The following is a 23,375-nucleotide window of genomic DNA, read 5'->3' as shown; positions in this document are numbered from 1 at the left end:
TTTGGTGACTGTATATTATCTGTTTTTACTACGATTTCTGATCCAATTTAACGAATTTTGGTGAACGGGGAATAGGATCATCTATTTAACACTCAACTTTTGAATGGTATGAATGTTCAATTTTTGTTAAAAGAAAAAACGATGAAGACCTCAGTTGTAATTCCCATGAATGAGTGGAAAAAGATCCAAAACAGGCTTAAACCCCGAAGTTCAGACTTTTGGGAAACCTTGCCCGAACATGTTAGGGAAAGTATTGGAAGAGGACAAAAACAGGCAGCTGCGGAACAGGTGACATCGAACGAAGAGGTAATGCAGAAATATGCAAAATACCTATGAGTTTACCCGTTGTATGGACTTTTGAAGCTGAAACCGGCTTTGCTGAAATCATAGGGTATCTGGAAGATCAATGGACTGAACGAGAAGTTAAAAACTTTATCCATCGTGTAAAAAAGATAGTCAAACATATAGCAGCTTTTCCTCAAATGTTTGAAGCTTCACCATCAAGTCCCAGAGTGAGAAAAGCAGTTCTCGCAAAACAACAATCCCTTTTCTATCAAATTGAAGAAGACCGCATTGTGCTGTTATCTTTCTGGGATAATCGCAGAGAACCAAAGGTCGATGAATAACTAAGTAATACTATTAAAACTGCAAATGGCCAGAATTCTCACAGGCATTCAAAGTAGCGGGAGACCGCATTTAGGTAATATTCTTGGAGCAATTGCTCCGGCGATCGAACTCTCGAAAGATCCCAAAAACGAATCTTTTTTCTTCATCGCGGACCTGCATTCACTCACTTCCCTCAAAAATGGTGCGGAGCGGACGAACTTCGTAAGAGCTATTGCGGCAACCTGGCTCGCCTTCGGTTTCGACTACAAAAAGAATGTGTTCTGGCGCCAGTCACGCGTGCAGGAGCATACCGAGCTCGCGTGGTATCTAAACTGCTTCACGCCTTTTCCTATGCTGGCAAATGCAACGTCATTCAAAGAGAAATCTGAAAAGCTGGCCGACGTGAATGCGGGCTTGTTCACTTACCCGGTTTTACAGGCTGCGGATATTTTGCTCTACAATGCAAACATTATCCCGGTGGGCAAAGACCAGAAGCAGCATCTTGAAATGACGAAAGATATTGCAACCCGCTTCAACCAGCTTGCGGGAGAAGATATCCTGGTACTGCCCGAGCCGCAGATTGACGAACGCATTATGACAATCCCGGGTGTGGACGGACAAAAGATGAGCAAGTCCTATCATAATTACATCGATATCTTCCTGTCCGAGAACGAGCTGAAAAAGGTCGTCAAAAAGATCATTTCTGATTCTACCCCGCTGGAAGAGCCCAAGGATCCTGACAATGATATTACATATAAATTATACAGCCTGATTGCCACCGACAGCGAAGTAGAGGCAATGCGGCAGAATTACATAAATGGCGGCTACGGTTACGGCCACGCCAAGCAGGCGCTGTTTGAATGCATGCTTGAAAAGTTTGCTGAGCCAAGACGCATTTTCAACTATTATATGGAAAACAATCAGGAGCTGGAAGCAATTCTGACAGAGGGCGAAGCAAAAGCGCGTGTGATTGCCCAGGACACTATTTCGAAAGTACGTAAAGTGTTAGGATTCAGCTCATGACCGACGCCTTGGACATGCTCATTCGTGCTGACCAGGATTTATTTCTTTGGCTAAACGGGCTGCATACGCCCTGGCTCGACTCGATCATGTACTGGATCACCTACAAATACACCTGGATCCCGATGTACGTGGTCCTGATTGCATTCACATTGGCGGGGGACCGCAAGAGGGGTTTTGCTGCATTGATCACTGTGATACTGGCCGTCATCCTCGCAGACCAAATTACCTCCGGCTTTATGAAACCTTACTTCATACGCTTCCGCCCGTGTCACGAACCAACACTCCGCGGAATGGTGCATGAAGTTGCAGGCTGTGGTGGTTTGTATGGTTTTGCATCTTCCCACGCTTCAACGAGCTTTGCTGTCGCAATTACCTGGTTTACCTTTTTAAAAGGCAAAGTCAAATACCCGGGATTACTGTTCCTTTGGGCTGTAACCTACTCGTATAGCAGGATTTACGTTGGCGTACACTATCCTACCGACATCTTTGTGGGCGCATTGGTCGGGTTGCTGACGGGGTACTGCTGCATTCAGCTGCACTACATTTTTTTGAAGAGATACTATCTTAATTAATTGATTTTGTTTAATTTTGCGCAAATTTTAGTCTGTCCATGGGTTCTTTCAATACAGTAAAAATATTCTCGGGAAGTCAGTCAGAGTATTTGGCCAAAGACATTGCCAGATATTATGGCAAGGAGCTCGGCGGGTATAATTTACGGAAGTTTGCAGACGGTGAATTGTCGCCCAGCTTCGAAGAATCCATCAGGGGCTGCGACGTTTTTTTAATCCAGTCTACTTTCCCGCCGGCCGATAACCTGATGGAGCTACTCCTGATGGTAGACGCCGCCCGACGCGCTTCTGCTCACTACGTTACGGTCGTTATTCCATATTTCGGCTACGCAAGGCAGGATCGCAAGGATAAACCCCGCGTTGCCATTGCTGCGAAAGTGGTGGCAAATCTGCTTACTTCTGTCGGTGTGGACCGTTTGATGACGATCGATCTGCACGCCGGACAAATCCAGGGATTTTTTGACTTACCTGTTGATCACCTGGAAGGAACTTCGATTTTTGTTCCTTATATCAAATCATTGAACCTTAAAAATCTGCTGATTGCATCGCCTGATATGGGTGGAGCTGCACGTGCACGGAATTTCGCGAAGTTCCTGAATGTGGATATGATCCTTTGCGATAAGCACCGGAAGCGGGCAAATGAAATTGCCAGCATGCAGGTAATCGGAGACGTGGAAGGAATGGATGTAGTGCTTGTGGATGACCTAATAGACACAGGCGGCACACTTTGCAAAGCGGCTGAACTGATCCTTGATAAAGGCGCAAGCTCCGTAAGAGCAATCAGTACGCACGCTATTATGTCCGGCAAAGCGCACGAAAACATTGCAAACTCTGTTTTGGAAGAGTTGATTATTACAGACACGATCCCTCTTAAACAGCAGAACGATAAAATTCGCGTTCTGTCGGTAGCTGAAATCTTCGCAAAAGCGATCGGAAGGATCAGAGATCATGAATCTATTAGTTCATTATTTATAAATCATCAGTAAATTTTATTTTTTTTAACTTTATTAATAAATATTCTTATGAAAAAGCATGAGATTGTAGGGTTTAAAAGAGCGAATCTCGGCAAGACGGAAGCCCAGGAACTACGTTCACAAGGTTATGTTCCGTCTGTGCTGTACGGTGGACAAGAGCAGGTACATTTCTATGCTCCGGCTATGTTGTTCCGTGAATTGCTTTTCACACCGGATATTTTCAATGTAACTCTTAATATTGAGGGTACTACATACAACGCGATTCTTCAGGAAAAGCAGTTTCACCCGGTTAACGATTCTTTGATCCACGCGGATTTTTTACAGATCGTTGATGGCAAGGAGATAAAAGTTGAAGTTCCTGTTAAATTGACAGGTACATCCACCGGAGTAATGAAAGGTGGAAAAATGAACCAAAAATTGCGTAAATTGCGCGTACAAGGTCTGGCTGATAATATTCCTGACTATGTAGATGTTGATGTAACTGAGCTTGATTTAGGAAAATCTGTAAAGGTTGGTGCAGTTAAAGCTGAAAATTTTGTTATATTGACAGCCGCAAGCAACCCGATCGCCTCAGTAGAGATACCACGTGCGCTTCGCGGTACGCTTACCAAGTAAGTATTTTATTTTTCATGGCTAATAGATGCAAACGTGCCGACCATTGGTCGGCATTTTTGTTTATAGCCATTCTGCAATCTGCTGAACCAATACTTCATTGATACGCACGTAACTCTCATGGGTCCAGCCACCTATATGCGGCGTGAGCACTACTTTATCCGAACTTTTCAAATAGTCGAATGTCCTTTGCTGCTCCTCGGTCAGCTTACCGATCTTTTCATTTTCAAGAACATCCAGGCAAGCGCCTCTGATCCTCCCGCTTTCCAGCCCTTTAACCACTGCATCCAGCTTTACAATCTCTCCCCGTGACAGGTTAAGTAAATAGATTGGCTTAGCGCATCCGGCAATAAAATCATCATTAATCAAATACCTTGTAACATCAGTTAATGGAATGTGCAGACTGATTACATCTGCCTTGGCCATAATCTCCTCCATCGTCGACTCGGTTGCGAAATCGTCACCGTAATTATCCCGGTATTTATCATAGGCAAGTACCTCGCAGCCAAAGCCGCTCAGCCTTTTTGCGGTAGCAGATCCATTGTTTCCGTAGCCTATAATGCCCACGGTTTTATTCATCAGCTCAATTCCCCTGTTACCTTCCCTGTCCCAGATACCCTGACGAACTTCCCTGTCTGCTTTCAGAATATTGTTAAACAGTGCCAGCAGCATTCCCAGGGCCTGCTCTGCAACTGCGTCGCGGTTTCCCTTGCCCGCGTGAAAGAGAGTGATATGCATTCTTTTAACAACGTCGAGGTCGATCAGATCAAGCCCTGCTCCCGCCCTGGCTATGAAACGGAGCCTTTCTGCATTGATTAGCAACTCTTCGTCAAGGAAAGTCTTACTACGGATAAACAAGCCTTCGTAGCCAGGCAATGCAGCTTTGATATCTTCCCGGCGGAATTCCGGGTGGTAGTCATACTCCCAGCCTCGCTCGTCAAGCATATTGAAAAGTGAGGGATGCATGGAGTCGGCAATGAGGATTTTCATGGGAGCACAGGATTTTTTGTAACTTGCCTGTTTAAGGCGCTGGCAAAAATAATAGAGAATTGGTCAGCAGAATAGATTCAACCGCATTTTACCTACATGAGCGATCAACACGTTGATAAACCCGTAATCGGAATAACAATCGGGGATTATAATGGCATTGGGCCGGAAGTGATCCTTAAAGCATTAGAAGGAAACCAGTTAGCCAAATTGTGCACGCCTATTATCTATGGTTCCCTGAAAGTACTGAACCAGTACAGAAATCTGCTGGACATGAAAGAATGGTCGCTCCACGGGATACAAAAAGCAGATCAGGCCAACCACAAACTGACTAATGTGATTACCTGCTGGCAGGATAACCAAACAGAAGTGCAACCGGGGAAAGTTACCGCCGAGGCTGGCCAAGGCTCACTGGCTGCATTAACACGGGCGGTGGAGGACCTGAAAGAAGGTAAAATCCAGGCGCTGGTTACCGGACCTATTAATAAAGACAATATTCAGAGCGAGCAATTTCATTTTCCGGGCCACACCGAATTCCTGGCGCAAGCTTTTGAAAAGGAAGAAGCATTGATGTTTATGGTCGCCGGGGAATTGCGTGTGGGCGTACTGACAGGACATATTCCGCTTGAAAAAGTGAAGTCACAGATTACGCCGGAGAAACTATCCGCCAAGATCGAGCAGATCCTTCAATCTTTAAAAGGTGATTTTGGTATCAAAAAACCACGTGTGGCGGTGCTTGGGCTGAACCCGCATGCCGGCGAAAACGGATTGCTGGGCACTGAGGAGCAGGATGTTATCCAGCCCGTGATCAAGAACTTTAAGGAAAAAGGAAACATCGTAGTGGGCCCATTCCCGGCAGATGGTTTCTTTGCAGCAGGCACTTATAAACAGTACGACGCAGTTCTGGCGATGTACCACGATCAGGGCTTGATCCCGTTCAAAACACTTGCATTCAATGAGGGTGTCAACTTTACAGCCGGCCTTTCTGCTGTGCGGACTTCCCCTGACCATGGAACTGCCTATAACATTGCCGGCAAGAACATCGCCGAACCGGGTTCTCTGCTGCAGGCGATCTACCTGGCGTGCGACGTTTCCCGTTTCCGCATCTTTAATAAGGAAATGGACAAGAATGCATTGATCTCCAAACCACAACAATCAGAAAGTCAGCACCCGGCGAAATCAGGCGGGAAGCAGAGGTTTAATTAGGAGTGGCTAGTTGTTGGCTGTTAGCTGTTGGCTGTTAGCCGTTAGCTTTTATCCGCTGGCTTTCGGCTGATTTTTTTAGATATTTTAACCAGATCCTCAGAGGGATTGCAAAACATACAGAAATGCTAAAATCTATGACCGGGTACGGTGTATCCAACATCGAGTCCGATTCAATCAATGTTACCGTTGAGATCAAGACCCTTAATTCGAAATTCCTGGATATTTATTGCCGCATTCCAAGAAACTACTCTGACAAGGAAATTGAGATCCGTAACCTGATCACGCAATCTCTTGAAAGAGGTAAGGTGGAATTTACACTTACTGTCCAGCCTGTGGGCAAGGCGGTAGCGTCCACTTCTGTGAACCGGCCGCTGGTTAATGCCTACTATCAGGATTTGCTCGCCTCAGCTTCCGAGCTGGGCTTTTCACCAGACCACACCGAGCTTTTCCGCATTACCATGCAAATGCCCAATGCATATAACAACGAAACCGTAGACGAGTCGAGCCGGGAAAATGACTGGGCGCAGATTAAGGTGGCGGTCTTAAATGCCTTGCACAAATGCACCGTTTTCAGGGAGCAGGAAGGTAAAATGACTGCTGATAAATTTACTGACTATATCAAAAACCTTGAAACGCTGCTCGCCGGAGTAACAGAACAAGACAAACAGCGGATCCCCAATGTGCGGGAGCGGCTTGAAAAACAGGTTCGCGAGCTCTTGTCAGACGATAATTTCGATACTAACCGTTTTGAGCAGGAATTGATTTATTACGTAGAAAAATTCGATATCTCGGAAGAAAAAATACGTCTTGCAAATCACCTTACCTACTTTATCGAAACGATGAACGCCCACGAGAGCAATGGGAAAAAGCTCAACTTCATCGCCCAGGAAATCGGCCGCGAGATCAATACGATCGGCTCAAAAGCGAACGATGTGGCGATCCAGCATCTGGTAGTTCAAATGAAGGATGAGCTCGAAAAGATCAAGGAACAGACAATGAATATTATTTGATAAAATGGCGGGAACCAGGCTTCCTCTCTCGTTCTATCAATCGTACGATACCCGCACGCTTGCGCAAAAGCTGCTGGGCTGCGAGCTTGTACATGAAAGCGCAGAAGGCACTACCAGCGGGATCATCGTAGAAACGGAGGCTTACCTCAGCGATGATCCCGCCTGCCACGCATATAACCGCAGAACTTCCCGGACCGAGCCGATGTACCAACCGGCTGGCACCATTTATGTGTACCTCATTTACGGGATGTATCAATGCTTTAATGTAGTCAGCAATGACGCCGGCATCGGCGAAGCGGTACTTATCCGCGCGCTGGAACCCAGGCAGGGCGTCGACCTGATGCAGCAGCGCCGGCAGGAGATTCGTGGCAAAGCGGGAATCACATTCAAAACGAAGCCAGTAAGTCTCAAAGAGCTCTGCCGCGGCCCTGGCAAGCTCGTGAAAGCCATGGGAATTGATCGTGCTCTGCATAACAATCTCACGCTGGATAATGAGACGATCTATATCGTTGCTGCTGACAATGAAGAACTTCCGGTTGTGACTACTACCCGCATCGGAATCAATGTAGGTGCGGACCTCCCACTCCGCTATTATCTTCGCGACAACAGTTTTATAAGTAAACCCTAGGTTATATTCAAATAAAAATCAGTAAAGGTCAATTCTGCCAAACATTTCATCCGGCTTTTTGCGATTGATTTTTTATATTTGACATATAAATCCCCGAATGCCCAACGAATACCATGAATGATCATTCACTATTTCCGGCTGATTTCGGAGCTCGCCGGCATGGTATCCAGACTTATGAATGATTTTTTCAGGTACTTTCTGCTACTTCTCTTTGCCGGTTTGCTCTCTGCGAACCAATGCACCCGAAACGCCAATATCAGTGCGATAGAAGGCAGCTTACCTTCCCGCAGAAGTGATTTTTCAGAAGATACTGCCCTGATCCGGCAATACTACGCATTTGGAGCCTCCTACATTTTCCTTGACGCTGACAGGTCTATGCTTTATGCAAAGCATGTTTTACGCCTCTCGCAAAAACACAACTGGGATGAAGGAAGGATACTGGCCTACAACCTTTTAAGTACCTATTACCTGCTCGACGGGAATTACGATGTGCTACGCGAGCTTTCCAATGAAACAATGGCGCTGTCAAAGGAGCTCAACATGCCCCTTTATACTGCCTATGCCAAACGCTTTCTGGCCGAAAGCTATTCCGAATACCGGCAGTGGGATTCGGCGCAGGTGAATTATAACCAGGCTATCAAGATATTCGCCAGTCTGGGAGCTGATAGTGCGCGGGCCATGACGATCGAGAACCTGGGAAACTGCTACCGCGACAAGCTGATGTACAATGAAGCAATGCAGGAATACCGGCGCGCTTACCAGATTTATGACAGCCTTGATTCAGACTGGGGACGTGCCTCCATTCTTCAAAACAAAGGATATACGAAAGTGCGGCAGAAGGAACTTGGCGCCGCAGTGAAATATTTCAAGGAAAGTCTCAGGCTTTCGCAGAAGATCAATAACCGGTACGGGGAACTGAACACCCTTAATGATCTGAGTAATACCTATTTCCACCAGAATGAATTTGACAAAGCAGTTGAAACGGGGTTGAAGGCGCTTGAATATTCCAAATCCTACCACTCTTCCCAACAAACGAACTGGGCACTGATCACGCTTTCGCGGGCGTACAAAGCAAAGAATATGCCGGGAGAAGCATTGGAGTACAACGAGCAGGTCAACCATAACCGACGGATGGTGCACGATGAAACGGTAAGAAGGCAATACACCATGTACCAGCTGATGTATGAAAACGAGGCAATGGGATCGGAGATCCAGCAAAGCACAATTAATGAACAGCAGACCATACAGCGCATTTTGCTCGGCATTACGATTGCGATTGTGGCACTGGCTGCCTTTCTCTGGCTGAATAACAAAAAGTTGCGGCGCAAAAATGCGGAAATTGAAGCGGCGCTGATTCAAGGCCAGACGATCGAAAGAAAGCGTGTTGCGGCTGAGCTGCACGATCATCTTGGCGGTACGCTCGCTTCATTAAACTGGTATATGTACGGCATTGACAAGAAAATGCTGTCTCCCGAAGAGCAGAAAATCTATGACAGTGTACATCAGATGGTAGGCTCGGCTTACCGCGAAGTGAGAAGTCTTTCACACAATTTAATGCCCGCCGAGCTCGAAGAACATGGGCTGATCAAAGCGCTGGACCGGCTGATTGCCAAGTTGAATGAGAACAAGAATATCGATTTTCAGTTTAATCTGACAGGATTGGAAAACCGCCTGAACAGCCGCGTTGAATTTGAATTATACAGCATTGTACTCGAACTTACGAATAACATCATCAAACACGCCGGCGCGACTCAGGCGACGATCAATCTCACTGAAAACCTGAAAACGATTTCGCTCGAAGTGAAAGACAATGGAAGCGGGATCATCGAACCGGGCCGCCAGGGTACCGGATTGCGCAATGTAAAAAGCCGCGTAGAGAGTATTCACGGTAAAATCCGGATCAATACAAATGAAGAGCGCGGGACCAGCGTGGAAATTGAAATACCCAAAACATTCAACCGTTAATTGAAGTAACCCACTCTCCTGCCCGGTTGAGCAGGAAAACAAATGCATTATGAATATCCCTGAAAAGGTCGCAGAATTTACAACAGCAATAAGAGCCAGTCTGGAAAACGAGCGTTTCAGCAAACTATCCCTGGGCAACTTCAAAGGTCCGGATGAAACGCTCAAAAACATCTACGTAAAGCGGGTGCTCGTAAAGCGTGAGGAAAAGCTGAGCTTTACTTACCGGCACAAAACACGCGACATTACCCGCAACTACCCCATTGAAGAAGGAGTGGATATCCTGTCGCGCCTGATCGGCAGCGAGTTCTACGTGGCTACTTTGCAAACCATTGATTCCGACCTACAATTTGAAATAACCAGAAATCAGCAGGCGGTTTTAAGAAAAAAGGAAGTGACGGACCGGGAAGCGCCCTCGCTCAGTCACGACAAGAACAAGAATAGACTAATCTCAGCAGGCCGGAAGCCTTACTTACAACAGCTCGGCATTACCGACGAGCAAGGGAATGTGTTGAAGCATGCGCAGGACAAATACCGCCAGATCAACCATTACATTGAATTGCTTTCCGGGTTGATCAGCGAAGTACCCGATCGGGATACGTTGAAAGTAGCAGATATGGGATCAGGAAAGGGCTATCTCACATTTGCGCTGTATGATTACCTGCAAAACGTACTGCAACGGAAAGCAGAAGTGACCGGCGTAGAGTTCAGGAATGACCTCGTAGCACTTTGTAACGATATAGCTCAGCACGCCGGATTTGAAAAGCTGCATTTTACCGAAGGCACGATCGAGCAATTTGACAGCACCGGAACCGACATTCTCATTGCGCTGCATGCCTGCGATACTGCCACGGACGATGCGATCTGGAAGGGAATCTCCGCAGGAGCAAGCCTGATCGTGGTTGCGCCCTGCTGCCACAAGCAGATCCGCCGGGAAATTGAAAAGCACAAGGCCAGTAACGATGTCCAGTTTCTTACCCGGTACGGTATTTTTCTGGAACGTCAGGCAGAGATGGTGACGGACGGTATACGGGCTTTGGTTATGGAGTATTTTGGCTACAAAACGAAAGTATTCGAGTTCGTTTCTGATGTGCATACACCTAAGAACGTGATGGTTGTAGGCGTCAAAGATCCATCCGGCAAAACCGACCGCCATGCTACCCTTGAAAAAATAAAAGCTGCCAAAGAATACTTCGGAATTGGCTACCACCATCTGGAAAGAATAGCCGGTATTGAAGGATAAAATGCCCTTTTTTGAGCTTCTGTGCCTATATTGCGACTTTTTGTTAAACCTGATTAACTCAATATGTGGAATAAAATAGCGACTTACATCATCCGGTACCGGCTTATGTGGGTTGCCCTGGTGCTGGTATCTACGGTCTTTATGGCTTACGAGGCCAGTAAAATTGAACTCTCCTACAACTTTGCAAGAATCCTCCCTTCCAACGATCCCGTTGAAAAAGAATACCAGGATTTCAGAAAATTATTCGGGGAAGATGGCAGCGTGATGGTAATCGGCTGGCAGGATTCCGAGCTTTTTAACATCAATAAATTCCGCGACTGGTATAAGCTCTCTGAAGAAATAAAAGCCTCGGAAGGTATCAAAAACGTACTTTCTCTTGCCAATGTTTACAAGATAGTCCGTAATGACAGTCTTACCCGGTTTGATTTCGCGCCGGTAATCAGACAAATGCCCAACACCCAGGCAGAGGCAGACAGTCTTAAAAAGGAGATTGCCAACCTGCCGATTTACGAGGGACTTGTCATCAACAGCAAAACCAATGCTACGCTCATCGTAGTGACCTTCAACGACAAGGAACTCAACTCAAAACGCCGCCTCACGATTGTTGACGACATCGAGCAAATGGCGGAGACTTTTGCCCAAAAATACAACACCGACCTCCATTATTCGGGAATGCCCTACATCAGGACGGTTAACATGAAAAAGATTTCCGGCGAAATGGAGCTTTTTATGGGACTGGCTGTATTTGTGACACTATTGATCCTGTGGGCTTTTTTCAGGTCGTTACGCCTTACACTTTTATCTATTGTCGTGGTGTTGATCGGCGTGGTATTCTCAGTTGGTATCCTGCATTTATTCAATTATAAAATCACCGCGCTCACTGGCCTTATACCGCCATTGCTGATCGTGATCGGTGTGCCTAACTGTGTGTTTTTGATCAACAAATACCAGTCTGAGTTGCTTTCTCACAATAACAAAGACGAAGCTTTGATGCAGATGATCCGCCAGATCGGACTTTCTACATTCCTGGCGAATATGACCACTGCAATCGGTTTTGGTGTTTTTTACTTCACGAACAGTATACTACTTGTTGAATTCGGGGTTGTTGCCGCGATCAGTGTAATGGTTACTTACGTGCTTTGTCTGCTCCTGTTGCCGATTACGCTGCATTATATGAGTGTTCCGAAAGCGCGCCACCTGAAACATCTGGAAGGTAAATGGGCCAATGGATTCCTTACCAAGGTGAATTATCTGGTTCATTACCGCAGGAAGGAAATTTACATTGCGATGGTGATCATGATAATCGTGTCGGCATTTGGTATGACCAAGATCAAAAGCATCGGGTATGTAGTCGATGACTTGCCGAAAAAGGATATTGTTTACACAGACCTTCGCTTTTTTGAGAAAAATTTTAATGGGGTACTTCCCTTTGAAGTGATGATCAACACAAAGCAGCCGAATGGCGTTTTTGCTGATCAGGCTGAGGCGCTCTATAAGATAAAAGCCTTTCAAAACGAAATGGCCAAGTTTCCCGAATTCTCAAAGCCGGTATCTATCGTTGAAGCTTCCAAATTCCTTTACCAGGCTTACCGCGGAGGCGATTCAAAATACTATGCATTGCCCGGTGTACTTGAACTGAACAAAGTATCCAACTACATTCAGGGACAGCAAGGCGCTGCAAAACAACTGAACTCATTTCTGAATGAAGACAAAAGTGTAACCCGTGTAAGCTTTCAAATGGCAGATGTAGGATCGGAGCGCATTAAGGAACTGATGCAACAGATTCGCCCGAAGGTTGACTCCATTTTCAGTCCTGCCAAATACAAAGTGAGCCTTACCGGTCACAGCCTCGTTTTCCTGAAAAGCAATGATTACCTGCTCAGCAATCTTTACGAAAGTTTGCTCATCGCCATTGTACTCATCGCAATCGTGGGAATGGTGCTTTTCAGATCTATTCCAATCATTCTGTTATCCAAGTTGCCCTGCCTGATTCCCCTAGCGCTTACCGCAGGTATTATGGGGTATTTTGATATTTATTTCAAACCGACTACGATCCTTATTTTCAGTATCACATTTGGTATCGCCTCTGATGGGACTGTTTACTTCCTGACCAGATACCGGGAGGAACTTTACAAGAATGGGTTAACGCCGACAAAAGCAGTGACGCGCTCCATTTTCGGAACAGGATTGAGTATGATCTATACCGCCATTATTCTATTCTGCGGGTTCTCGATCTTCTCGGCGTCCAGTTTCGGAGGTACGGCAGCAATGGGTGTGATGGTGTCGATTACGCTGCTGGTAGCCATGTGTACCAACCTGATATTGCTTCCTGCATTGCTGTTGTCGATTGCGAAAAGGCAGGGGAAAGATGTAAAGCCAACTTGAAATACCTGATTTCAATACATAACTCCTGTTGCTTCATGAAAAAACCTTTATTGCTCGGTCTCACATTGCTGACCGGTCTGAGCCAGCATGCATATGCTCAAAGTGACTATCAGACCGACTCAATCTTTATCCGCAAAATCTTCAATACCGCGCTTAGCGAGGGTAAATCCTACGAGTGGCTCAGGCAGCTGACCCAGGATGTCGGGCCGCGGCTCAGCGGGTCGGAAGGTGCTGCGAAGGCGGTTGTTTATACAAAGTCTGTGATGGAAGCGGAGCAATTGGACAATGTGTTCCAGCAAAATGTAATGGTACCTCACTGGGTACGCGGCGCAAAGGAAAAGGCCCAGATCATTAATGGGAAACAAAAGACCGACATTCCGGTTGCCGCACTGGGTGGTTCCGTAGCTACTCCGAAAGGCGGCATCAAGGGCAATGTGATCGAGGTAAAATCATTCCAGGAACTGCGCGAGTTAGGTGCGGATAAGGTCAAAGGCAAGATCGTGTTCTTCAACCGGCCTATGGATCCCACTAAGCTGAATACGTTTGAAGCCTACGCCGGTGCGGTGGAACAGCGCGGTTCAGGGGCAAGTGAAGCAGCCAAGCTTGGCGCGATTGGGGCAATTGTAAGGTCAATGACCACCCGGCTTGACGATTTCCCGCACACAGGAAGTATGCGTTATGCAAGCGGTGCCCCCATTATACCCGCTGCGGCCATTTCTACCAATGCAGCAGAGCTTCTCAGCAAGACATTGAAAGCTAACCCGCAAACGCAGATATACTTCGAGCAGAGCTGCGAAACACTGCCCGACGCTCCTTCGCACAATGTGATTGGTGAACTTAAAGGTAAATCAGGTAAATATATCGTGGTTGGCGGCCACCTCGATTCCTGGGATTTCGCGCAGGGCGCCCACGATGATGGTTCCGGATGCGTGCAGTCCATTGAAGCGGTACGCCTGCTAAAATCCCTGGGTTACCAGCCCAACAACACGCTCCGCGCTGTGATGTTCATGAATGAAGAAAATGGATTGAAAGGCGGCATCACCTATGCAGATTCAGCGAAGTCTGCCAAAGAGGTGCACATAGCTGCCATCGAGTCGGATCGCGGCGGGTTTACACCGTTAGGTTTTGGCATTGTAGGTACTGCTGCTCAGAAAAGCAGGATTCAAAGCTGGCAGAAGCTTTTTGCTGCATACGGTATTCATGAGCTCGGACCGGGTGGCGGCGGCGCCGATATTGGTCCCCTGGCACAGCAGGGTACCTTACTACTAGGCCTTATCCCCGACTCGCAACGCTACTTTGATTATCATCACGCATCGAGCGACAAATTTGAAACTGTCAGCAAGCGCGAACTGGAACTCGGAGGTGCCGCAATGGCAGCGATGATGTACCTGATCGACAAATACGGAGTAGAATAAAAGGCTTTTCAAAGCCCGCTTTTCAGGCGGGCTTTGAAGGCATTATCTTTTCGAAGCTCTGGTCCATCCATTCCTCGGGAATGTCGTCGAGCGCCTCTTTTAACTTGTCTGCCCATATTTCCGAAATCGCCAGCATATCCTTCTGCTCATAACGGTGCTCGACAATCTGAAAGCTGTCTTTCTTATACAACACCACATCAATCGGAAAATCGACGTCATTGTTGCTCACGCGTGTTGAGTCAAAAGAGAGGAAACCGGCTTTGAGCGCCTGCTTCATGGTAGATTCCTGATTAAGAACCCTGTTCAGGATCGCTTTCCCCTGTCCCGAATTCCCTATAATAACGTAAGGCGAACCTTCATCCAGCTCCACCCAGTTTCCTTCGGAGTAAAGCAGAAAAAGCTTGTGTTCCGCATCGTCGCGCAGCTGTCCGCCCACGATCGTATTCAGGTTGAACTTGAATCCCGACCTTTCCAGGTTGGCTCTGTCTTCCTCCGCTACCCGCTTGATCTGCTCGCCGAATGCATTCACGGCCTTGTAAAGCTTGTTGTATACAACGCCTTCGTTGATCAGTTCTTCAAAATAATGCACCGCTTTATCACGCACAGATCTTAGTCCGCTGGTCATGATGAACATCGAATAGTTATCGTGCTGGGTAACATACATTTTCTTTTTCACTGTTGTATTGGTACCGGCTGTAATGCGGGTATCGGCCAATGCTACCAGTCCTTCTTTAACTTTTATTCCTAAGCAGTAAGTCATTTTTTTCTTTTTAATAACGGGCATAAAGCTGTCTGTCAATGTGGAAACGCGGCCCGGTAAATCTTTAATCTGGCATCAAAAGTACCAAATTGCATGGTGACCAAACGAGAAAAAAGGCTTTTTCACGTTTTTTTTGAAAATTGGCCACCCATAAACCGGAACAAAGCCCATTGAAAAAACTGTACTATGCCCCATAAAATCGAAACCGCACATCTGTTTCCTATATTAGACCAAAAGCTGATTGAGCTGCTGAAATCCCTTTCCGCAGAAGAATGGAACAAGCCTACCGTCGCCAAACACTGGTGCGTGAAAGACGTAGCTGCACATTTGCTTGACGGCAACCTTCGGGTAATATCCCATATGCGCGACGGGTACCTCAGTCCGCCGGACCGGGAAATTAGCTCCTACGCAGACCTTGTTGCTTACTTAAACCAGTTTAATGAAGACTGGATAAAAGCTTCGCAGCGTTTGAGTTACGAGGTCATCACTGAGCTCCTGGAAAGTACGGGAAAACAATATTCAGCGATCATGCGAGCCCAGGAGCCGGATGTAGACGCTATATTCTCAGTAGCCTGGGCTGGCGAACAAATCTCCAAAAACTGGTTTCACATTGCGCGTGAGTACACCGAAAAGTGGCACCACCAGCAACAAATCAGGGAAGCTACCGGTCGGCCCGGTATTCTTACTAAACCACTTTTTCTTCCATTTATAGAAACACTGCTGCGCGGCTTACCGCACACTTACCGTAACACAGAAGCTGCAATTGGAACCAGTATTAAGATTACGATTGTACTGGAAGAATCATTTTCATGGTACCTGCTGAAATCAAACAGCTGGGAACTAGCCGATAAGATAACAGAAAACGAAAGTGCCGGTATCATCATCCCCGCTGACATTGCATGGAAGCTTTTTACCAAAGCGTTGTACCCGGCAGAAGCAAGAAGTGCTGTTACACTCACAGGCGACGAGCAGCTGGCGGCCGTCGCATTGAACCTGATTGCGATCATGGGCTAATGTTGCGAAACATAACGGCAGGAAATTTAACGCTGTTAGAATCAGCCTAATTGATCCAAAATGACATTCAGCCAGTATATTGATCATGAAACTTTTGACAATCATATCTACTGCGCTGCTGCTATTTGCAGGATGTCGTGAGAAAAACAACCTGTCTGCTGCGGATAAAACGGGCATGCGCTACCTCGCATTAGGGGATTCTTACACGATCGGAGAAAGCGTGGATGAAAGTGAGCGGTGGCCTGTATTGTTTGCGAAAGCAATGCGAACGGCCGGGAAGCAAGTGCAAGCACCTTATATCATTGCGCAAACGGGTTGGACAACCGGAGACCTGCTGCTGGGTTTACAGAACTACAATCCAGCCGAGAAGTACGACCTTGTTTCACTTTTGATTGGCGTCAATAATCAGTACCAGGGCAGAAGTCTGGAAGAATATCGCCAACAGTTCCGCACCCTGCTGCTCCGCAGTATCGACTATGCCAACGGCGAGACAGGCAACGTATTTGTACTCTCGACCCCGGACTGGGGAGTAACGCGTTATGGGGAGGGAAGGCGGGACGAGATCGCCCGGGAGATCGATGAATTTAACGCAGTCGCAAAAGAAGAATGCGATAAAGAGCAGGTGCTGTTTATCGATATAACTCCCCTTTCACGACGCGCATTGCAGGATCCGACTATGATTGCCCGTGATCAGCTGCACTTTTCGGGCAAGATGTACCAGATGTGGGTAGATGAAGTGATGCGGAATGTAAAATCCAGGTTCTGACGCCTACTCTTCGTCTGTGATAATAAATTCAAGTCTCGCAGGATTGATGCCGATTTCAATATCGGATGGATTTTCAACCTTGATCCGTTCATCGTCAATGTGCAGGTCTTTGCATTCACACACAATCCTGACTTGCTTCGCCCGGATGGTTTTGAAAGTAAAATCCTGCTCAATACCGTCAATCTGGTGCCGCAGGAAATTCTCGAACTTGCGCCGGTTTGACGCGGAGATCAGCACCACTTCCAGTATTCCGTCGCCAGGATCGGCCTCAGGCGCAAGAACCAGGTTCGGACCGATGGACCTGATATTCATTACCTCTACCATGATATAATCGCCGGAGTACTCTTTTCCATCCGCAAAAATCTGGCAGCTTTTGGCTTCGTAGGTCTGAACAATTTCCAACAAAACCCGACGGGCCGCATTCAGCTTGTCCTCGGCAGTCTCGCCAATTTCGTCTTCAAGCTTGTCCATGATTTTCATCAGGCGCGGAAAGATCCCGACCCCAAAGGCTTCCAGAAAGAATTTGTCGGCATCAAGCCCTACAACCCTCCCGATATCGAAAGGTTTGAGGTGATAATGGTGCCATTTCTTAATAATATCCTTTGCTTTGCCATCAATACCCAGCGCACAAGCCACATTGTTAGCGGTTCCGTGCGGAAGCAGCGCAATGGGATAATGCCTGTCGAGCAGCGTGCGCTTCATTAATACTTTGGCAATCCTGCGGACAGTGCCATCACCGCCAGCTATAATCAGAAAATCGGAATCCTCATCAAACGCCTCCCAGCCATTCTCTTTGACAGAAGAATAAGCACAATCAAACCCCTCCTTTTTGATCAGTTTTGTTAACTCTTCTTTGCTAAAATCACTATCCCCGGCGGTCGGGTTGTGCAAAAGGTGGGCTTTTTTCATAAGCAGTATGTAGTGATAATGCTATTTCATAAAAAACATACCAGGCATAATTTTATTGATGTACAACCAAAAACGAGATTGTATATGAAAATTCTGGTAACAAACGACGATGGAATATACAGCCCCGGCATTGCTTCACTGGCAAAAATCGCGGCGAGGTTTGGGGAAGTCAAAATCGTGGCACCCGATGTGGAACAATCTTCAATGGGCCACGCGATAACTGCTTCACGGCCACTTTCCTATAAGAAATCCCCGATAGACTTCGGTGGCATTGACGCATACCGCGTGAATGGAACCCCAGCCGACTGCGTGGCTTTGGGCCAGCATTTGTGGGACAAACCCGATGTAGTTCTTTCAGGCATTAACCTCGGCCCCAACCTGGGTAATGCAATGTGGCATTCAGGTACACTCGCTGCTGCCAAACAGGCGGTATTGTTCGGTATCAAGGGAATTGCGCTGAGCACACCTACCGAAGTAGAGCCCGATTTTGACGCGCTTGATCCGTTCGTAGAGAAGGCGCTGGACCTGCTTTTCAAGAATCCGCATTTAAACCTCGTGAATGTAAACTTCCCTCCTCAGCCAAAGGGGGTAAGGTGGACGAGACAGTCGGTGCGGCTATATGATAACAACATTGTCCCGGCCCTCGATCCGATGGGGCGGAAGCATTACTGGTTTACGGTAGTGCCGCTTGAAGCCGCTGAGGAAGGGACAGACAGGTGGGCAGTTGAAAATGGATTCGTATCCATTACTCCCCTCCGCCTTGACCTTACCAACGAAGCAGAGCTCATCAAAGCACAGCTTGCTTATCCGATTACCTGATATATTTAACCTGGATTTAATTGAATAATGACCCGGTCCCGCCCATTCGGCGGGACTCTTTTTTTGAACTCTTTACCATAGTCGTAAGGGGTAGAATGGCCAAAATACAGTCTTATCCGAAACAGTTGTATTTTTAACCATCCCTGAATCCAAGAATCTGTACCTATTATGGAACAACCTAAAATTGGCAATTACCGCTGGGTTATATGTGCGCTCCTCTTCTTTGCAACCACAATCAATTATATAGACAGACAGATTCTCGGACTATTAAAACCAACGCTTGAAACTGAGTTTAACTGGACTGAAAGTGATTATGCCAATATCGTAATGGTCTTCGCGGGCTGTTATGCACTGGGCTACATTGTTTTCGGGAATATTATCGATAAGATCGGCTCCAAGCTTGGCTACGCAGTTTCGATCGTGATATGGAGCATTGCGGCGATTGCACACGCTTTTGTAAGAAGTACTTTCGGTTTTGGCGCAGTTCGTGCATTGCTTGGACTGGGTGAGTCGGGTAACTTTCCGGCTGCTGTTAAAGCGACAGCTGAGTGGTTCCCGAAACGAGAACGAGCGCTTGCGACCGGCATTTTCAACTCCGGAACAAGTATTGGCGCGGTAGCTGCTCCCATTCTGGTACCCTGGCTTTTAGGAGCTTACGGCTGGCAGGAGGCATTTTTGATCACCGGTGCGCTGGGTTTCATCTGGCTTATATTCTGGTGGCTTTTCTACGAAATTCCTTCAAGGCACAAGAAGATCACGCCGGAAGAATACGCATTCATTCACAGCGACAACGAAGCTGGTGACGGCGAAGGAAAAAAGCCGATCCACTGGACCAAATTGCTGCAATTACGCCAATCGTGGGTTTTCATTGTAGGTAAATTCCTGACCGATCCGATCTGGTGGTTCTTCCTTTTCTGGCTTCCCTCCTACTTTGCAACCACATTCGCGCTCGACCTTAAAAAGCCGAGCCTGCACCTCGCGATCGTTTACACTGCGACTACATTTGGTAGCATAGGCGGCGGTTATCTGTCTTCTTATCTGATCAAAAAAGGCTGGGCTCCGCTACGTGCCCGGAAAATCACATTGCTTGTGGTAGCATTTGCAGTGTTGCCTATCATACTTGCGCAATTTGCCAGCAATGTCTGGATCGTAGTCGGGATCATCAGTATTGCTACTGCGGCTCACCAGGCGTGGAGTGCGAATATTTTCACGATCGTTTCCGATATTTTTCCAAAACGGGCAGTGAGCTCGGTGGTAGGTATCGGCGGAATGGCGGGATCCCTTGGATCCACATTTTTCCCGCTGGTAGTGGGTGCGCTGCTGGACTATTACAAAGCCGCCGGCAACATCGGCGCGGGTTACAATATCCTGTTTATCATATGCGGACTCGCCTATATCATAGCGTGGGTAATCATACATTTTTTAACAAAAAACATGAAACCGGTTGAAGAAGCGTTAAAAGATTAACATTGTTCAGCAATTCATAACCATCGAACTTAGAGGAATATTTCTTCAGATGAAAAAGTACCGCTATCCATTCCTTTTTCTGGCAGTCTCGTTTTCACTTGTTTATTGTAAAACAAACAAGCAACCTGCGACAACTGCTACCACGGCGACCGTCGCTACGGCGCAAAAGGAAGAACCCACTGCCAGCAAGCCTGGTCGATCCCCCTTTATCTCGCCCGAAAATACCATTGCATTAATGCAGGTGGAAAACGGCTTTGAAGTGAAGCTCGTCGCATCTGAACCGCTGGTAAGCTCGCCGGTGGCCATGCAATTCGACGACAAAGGCCGGATGTGGGTCGTTGAAATGACCGGGTATATGCCCGACACGATCGGCACCGGCGAGGATATCCCTAACGGAAACATCGTAATCCTTGAAGACAAAAACCGCGACGGTGTTTACGACGACCGGCAGGTGATCATTGATTCACTGGTTTTGCCAAGAGCTATTTGCCTGATTGAAAATGGTATCCTCGTTGCAGAGCCAACAAACCTTTGGTTTTACGAAATTAAAAACGACAAAGCCGGAAAACGCACGCTCGTTGATCCTAAGTACACAGAAGGCGGCAATGTAGAGCACCAGCCAAACGGACTGTTGCGTGCAATGGACAACTGGATTTACAATGCAAAATCTGACAAGCGTTATCGGAAAGTAGGTGCGAAGTGGCTCATTGAGCACACGCATTTTCGGGGTCAATGGGGTATTTGCCAGGATAATTATGGCAGGCTTTATTATAACAACAATTCACAAAACCTGCTTGGAGACTATTTCCCGGCCGGTGTAGGAGCCTGGAATACCAATCAGCGCGGAGTTGCAGGTTACAATGAAAAATCCGTTGCCAACAATAAGGTATATCCGCTGCACCCTACCCCCGGCGTAAACAGGGGTTATATGAAAAATATCCTTGATGACAGTCTGCGCCTCAATGACTTTACAGCAGCGGCCGGACCTGTTATTTACCGCGGCGATTTGTTCGGCCAGGGTTATGACTTCAATGCATTTGTTCCCGAACCATCGGCTAACCTGATCAAGCGGAACATACTTGCACAGAAGGGATTTGTTGTAAAAGGTGAGCAGGCTTACAAAGGGCGCGAGTTCCTGGCCAGTACCGACGAGCGTTTCAGGCCGGTGAGCTTATACAATGCACCCGACGGCGCGATGTACGTACTCGATATGTACCGCGGGATTATCCAGCACAAAACTTATCTCACACCTTACCTGAAAGAGCAGATCGGGAAACGCGAGCTGACGCAGCCACTTTCGAGCGGGCGCATTTACAAGATTGTTCCAAAAAATACCAATGCAAAACCAGTCACAATTCCTTCTGATGCATCGGCGCTGGTGAAGCTACTCGGCCACCCAAATGGGTGGGTTCGCGACCGCGCGCAGCAAAAGTTGATTGACGGAAAATACAACCAAACGGTACCTGCATTGCGTGAAGCCGTGAAACAAACAGCTACTCCGCTTCTTGCGATCCACGCATTGTGGACTTTGGAAGGCTTGAATTCCCTGAAAACAGAGGAAGTAGTAAGCTGGCTAAGAAGCACTGACATGCAGTATAAAATGCAGGCATTTGCGGTTACACCATCCATTATCACACCTACTTCGTACAGGCAATTTGCCACTTTGTTTGATCAGATGGTTGATCAGAATGATACGCTGGCTGCTCCCTATGTTGGATTTATGGCAAAAAGCATCGCCAAATTTGACACGGTTGCGTCCAAAAGCCTGCTGACCAAACTTGCTACCAAATACCCGAACAACCGGTATGTAGCCGACGCGGTGATCAGCAATTTGCAAGGCAAAGAGGAAGCTTTCCAGACCGAGCTGACAGCTTCATTGAGCGACCAGAACCTATTGGTAAACAAGCAGCTTCAAAAGGTAATCACAGCGGTGCGCAGCGCCCAGGGTAACCGGAATCCTGAAATGCTGAAACGGCAGTTTCCAAAAGGCGAAGCATTGTTTACGTCGGTGTGCCAGACTTGTCACGGTCCTGATGGCGGCGGTGTGAAGTCGCTTGCACCTCCATTGAACCAATCGGAATGGGTAACCGGAAGTAAAGACAAACTGATCTCGATCGTCCTTTTCGGATTGACTGGCCCCGTTAAAGTGAATGGTCACGTGTACCAGACGCCGGAAGTGAGCGGAGATATGCCGGGTATAGGCTATGATAGAGATATGCCAAATGAGGACATTGCCCAGTTGCTCAGCTACATACGCAAATCGTGGCGCAACAATGCGGATGTGGTCAGCACGGAGGAGGTAAGCAAAGTACGCCAGAAACTCACAGGTCGTGAAAAGGCATTTACAGAAGCAGAGTTGAACGGAATATAAAAACTGCTAACAAAAAGGCGGTTTAACGGAACGAAAGAAATGAAAAGAATGTCTCAGCAATGGGACATTCTTTTTTTGTTCTGATGAATATGAAAGATACTGAGCAAAGCATTATTGAAGCCGCTATCCTGATTTTCAATGAGGATCTTTCGGCTCCGCTCGAAAAGGTGGCGGGGCAGGCGCAGGTCACGCGGCGAACTTTACACCGGTACTTCAAAGACCGGAACGAGCTGATGAAAAGCTGCAAGAACGAGATCCGCAAAGCCTGCCACATTGCAATGCAAAACGCTTACAATAGTACGGAAGACCCGATCCAGAGATTGGAGCGCATGTTTTACGCGGGCGTTGAATGCGGGACCAAAGATACTTTTTTGCACAAACTGCACACATTGCACGATCACGAGCATCAGTCACACGATCAGGAATGCTCTGACTATGATGATACCTTTTCCATTTGGAAAACACACCTGAAATTTCTTCAGAAGCAGGGATTGATCAGCCCGATGGTCACCATTGACTGGGTTCACCAGCTGTTTCAGGGAATTGTGGCTGCTTCTGTTACTTCGCGCAACAATGCAGCTATGCAACTCAGTGATGTAAAAAAGCTTGGCTGGTTTTCGTTCAGCCGGGGAATAGGTCTGTAAAAATT

22 protein-coding genes are annotated in these 23,375 nt (G+C 47.2%); 19 read left to right on the top strand and 3 right to left on the bottom strand.

Features of this window, described 5'->3' with window-relative positions; genetic code table 11:
• The first annotated feature begins 108 nt into the window (after nucleotides 1-108).
• Genes AC1XTG_RS09490 through AC1XTG_RS09465 form a run of 6 tightly spaced genes read left to right on the top strand, consistent with a single transcriptional unit; the run spans nucleotide 109 to nucleotide 3,787 of the window.
• Nucleotides 109-336: a hypothetical protein gene (locus AC1XTG_RS09490; protein WP_056289298.1), complete on the top strand. Its 228-nt coding sequence runs from the start codon at nucleotides 109-111 to the stop codon at nucleotides 334-336.
• Nucleotides 333-626 carry a type II toxin-antitoxin system RelE/ParE family toxin gene (locus AC1XTG_RS09485; RefSeq protein ID WP_484841788.1) on the top strand — a complete coding sequence of 98 codons (294 nt, stop codon included), beginning with the start codon at nucleotides 333-335 and terminating at the stop codon, nucleotides 624-626. Before AC1XTG_RS09490 ends, AC1XTG_RS09485 begins: the two co-directional genes overlap by 4 nt.
• A gap of 25 nt (nucleotides 627-651) precedes the next feature.
• Nucleotides 652-1,629 carry a tryptophan--tRNA ligase gene (trpS, locus tag AC1XTG_RS09480; protein ID WP_056289303.1) on the top strand — a complete coding sequence of 326 codons (978 nt, stop codon included), beginning with the start codon at nucleotides 652-654 and terminating at the stop codon, nucleotides 1,627-1,629.
• The gene (locus AC1XTG_RS09475) at nucleotides 1,626-2,201 is read left to right on the top strand and encodes a phosphatase PAP2 family protein (protein ID WP_056289307.1); all 576 of its coding nucleotides are present in this window, start codon (nucleotides 1,626-1,628) and stop codon (nucleotides 2,199-2,201) included. The genes trpS and AC1XTG_RS09475 overlap by 4 nt, the downstream gene beginning before the upstream one ends.
• A 38-nt stretch (nucleotides 2,202-2,239) precedes the next feature.
• A complete protein-coding gene (locus AC1XTG_RS09470; RefSeq protein WP_484841787.1) occupies nucleotides 2,240-3,184 on the top strand; it encodes a ribose-phosphate pyrophosphokinase in 945 nt (314 codons plus the stop codon).
• A gap of 36 nt (nucleotides 3,185-3,220) precedes the next feature.
• Nucleotides 3,221-3,787 carry a 50S ribosomal protein L25/general stress protein Ctc gene (locus AC1XTG_RS09465; RefSeq protein ID WP_056289314.1) on the top strand — a complete coding sequence of 189 codons (567 nt, stop codon included), beginning with the start codon at nucleotides 3,221-3,223 and terminating at the stop codon, nucleotides 3,785-3,787.
• Between the two features lie 60 nt (nucleotides 3,788-3,847).
• On the opposite strand, the gene AC1XTG_RS09460 is transcribed toward AC1XTG_RS09465, so the two are convergent.
• Entirely contained in the window at nucleotides 3,848-4,774 is a 927-nt protein-coding gene (locus AC1XTG_RS09460) for a 2-hydroxyacid dehydrogenase (RefSeq protein ID WP_484841786.1), read from the bottom strand.
• Nucleotides 4,775-4,870: 96 nt separating this feature from the next.
• Here AC1XTG_RS09460 and pdxA point away from each other — a divergent pair, with 96 nt between their 5' ends.
• From pdxA to AC1XTG_RS09425, 7 genes are all read left to right on the top strand, one after another.
• Nucleotides 4,871-5,977: a 4-hydroxythreonine-4-phosphate dehydrogenase PdxA gene (pdxA, locus tag AC1XTG_RS09455; protein ID WP_484841785.1), complete on the top strand. Its 1,107-nt coding sequence runs from the start codon at nucleotides 4,871-4,873 to the stop codon at nucleotides 5,975-5,977.
• 122 nt (nucleotides 5,978-6,099) lie between these two features.
• Entirely contained in the window at nucleotides 6,100-6,987 is an 888-nt protein-coding gene (locus AC1XTG_RS09450) for a YicC/YloC family endoribonuclease (protein ID WP_484841784.1), read from the top strand.
• Nucleotides 6,988-6,991: 4 nt separating this feature from the next.
• Nucleotides 6,992-7,615: a DNA-3-methyladenine glycosylase gene (locus AC1XTG_RS09445; protein ID WP_484841783.1), complete on the top strand. Its 624-nt coding sequence runs from the start codon at nucleotides 6,992-6,994 to the stop codon at nucleotides 7,613-7,615.
• Nucleotides 7,616-7,732: 117 nt separating this feature from the next.
• Nucleotides 7,733-9,580 (top strand): tetratricopeptide repeat-containing sensor histidine kinase, encoded by a 1,848-nt coding sequence (locus AC1XTG_RS09440; protein ID WP_229238748.1) that lies wholly within the window; start codon nucleotides 7,733-7,735, stop codon nucleotides 9,578-9,580.
• A 49-nt stretch (nucleotides 9,581-9,629) separates the two neighbouring features.
• Nucleotides 9,630-10,820: a class I SAM-dependent methyltransferase gene (locus AC1XTG_RS09435; protein ID WP_484841782.1), complete on the top strand. Its 1,191-nt coding sequence runs from the start codon at nucleotides 9,630-9,632 to the stop codon at nucleotides 10,818-10,820.
• A 63-nt stretch (nucleotides 10,821-10,883) separates the two neighbouring features.
• A complete protein-coding gene (locus tag AC1XTG_RS09430) occupies nucleotides 10,884-13,205 on the top strand; it encodes an efflux RND transporter permease subunit (RefSeq protein ID WP_484841781.1) in 2,322 nt (773 codons plus the stop codon).
• Between the two features lie 35 nt (nucleotides 13,206-13,240).
• Nucleotides 13,241-14,620, top strand: coding sequence for a M28 family peptidase (locus AC1XTG_RS09425; RefSeq protein ID WP_484841780.1), 1,380 nt, complete (start codon nucleotides 13,241-13,243; stop codon nucleotides 14,618-14,620).
• 22 nt (nucleotides 14,621-14,642) lie between these two features.
• On the opposite strand, the gene AC1XTG_RS09420 is transcribed toward AC1XTG_RS09425, so the two are convergent.
• Nucleotides 14,643-15,380 carry a proteasome-type protease gene (locus tag AC1XTG_RS09420; protein WP_056290510.1) on the bottom strand — a complete coding sequence of 246 codons (738 nt, stop codon included), beginning with the start codon at nucleotides 15,378-15,380 and terminating at the stop codon, nucleotides 14,643-14,645.
• A gap of 186 nt (nucleotides 15,381-15,566) precedes the next feature.
• On the opposite strand from AC1XTG_RS09420, the gene AC1XTG_RS09415 reads away from it, so the two are divergent.
• On the top strand, nucleotides 15,567-16,394 hold the full coding sequence (locus AC1XTG_RS09415) for a maleylpyruvate isomerase N-terminal domain-containing protein (protein WP_484841779.1): 828 nt from the start codon (nucleotides 15,567-15,569) through the stop codon (nucleotides 16,392-16,394).
• 85 nt (nucleotides 16,395-16,479) lie between these two features.
• Entirely contained in the window at nucleotides 16,480-17,160 is a 681-nt protein-coding gene (locus AC1XTG_RS09410) for an SGNH/GDSL hydrolase family protein (RefSeq protein ID WP_484841778.1), read from the top strand.
• Between the two features lie 3 nt (nucleotides 17,161-17,163).
• On the opposite strand, the gene AC1XTG_RS09405 is transcribed toward AC1XTG_RS09410, so the two are convergent.
• Entirely contained in the window at nucleotides 17,164-18,069 is a 906-nt protein-coding gene (locus AC1XTG_RS09405; RefSeq protein ID WP_484841777.1) for a diacylglycerol/lipid kinase family protein, read from the bottom strand.
• Nucleotides 18,070-18,153: 84 nt separating this feature from the next.
• Between AC1XTG_RS09405 and surE the strand changes: the two genes are divergently transcribed.
• From surE to AC1XTG_RS09385, 4 genes are all read left to right on the top strand, one after another.
• A complete protein-coding gene (gene surE / locus AC1XTG_RS09400; protein ID WP_056289344.1) occupies nucleotides 18,154-18,888 on the top strand; it encodes a 5'/3'-nucleotidase SurE in 735 nt (244 codons plus the stop codon).
• Between the two features lie 168 nt (nucleotides 18,889-19,056).
• Nucleotides 19,057-20,355, top strand: coding sequence for an MFS transporter (locus AC1XTG_RS09395; protein WP_056289346.1), 1,299 nt, complete (start codon nucleotides 19,057-19,059; stop codon nucleotides 20,353-20,355).
• Between the two features lie 49 nt (nucleotides 20,356-20,404).
• Complete coding sequence (locus AC1XTG_RS09390) at nucleotides 20,405-22,726, top strand: DUF7133 domain-containing protein (protein WP_484841776.1); 2,322 nt, start codon at nucleotides 20,405-20,407, stop codon at nucleotides 22,724-22,726.
• A gap of 59 nt (nucleotides 22,727-22,785) precedes the next feature.
• Nucleotides 22,786-23,370, top strand: coding sequence for a TetR/AcrR family transcriptional regulator (locus AC1XTG_RS09385; RefSeq protein ID WP_484841775.1), 585 nt, complete (start codon nucleotides 22,786-22,788; stop codon nucleotides 23,368-23,370).
• Nucleotides 23,371-23,375 lie beyond the last annotated feature (5 nt).

Source organism: Dyadobacter sp. HNCC25DJ183 (assembly GCF_056895175.1).
This window is presented reverse-complemented; position numbering and strand designations above follow the sequence as displayed.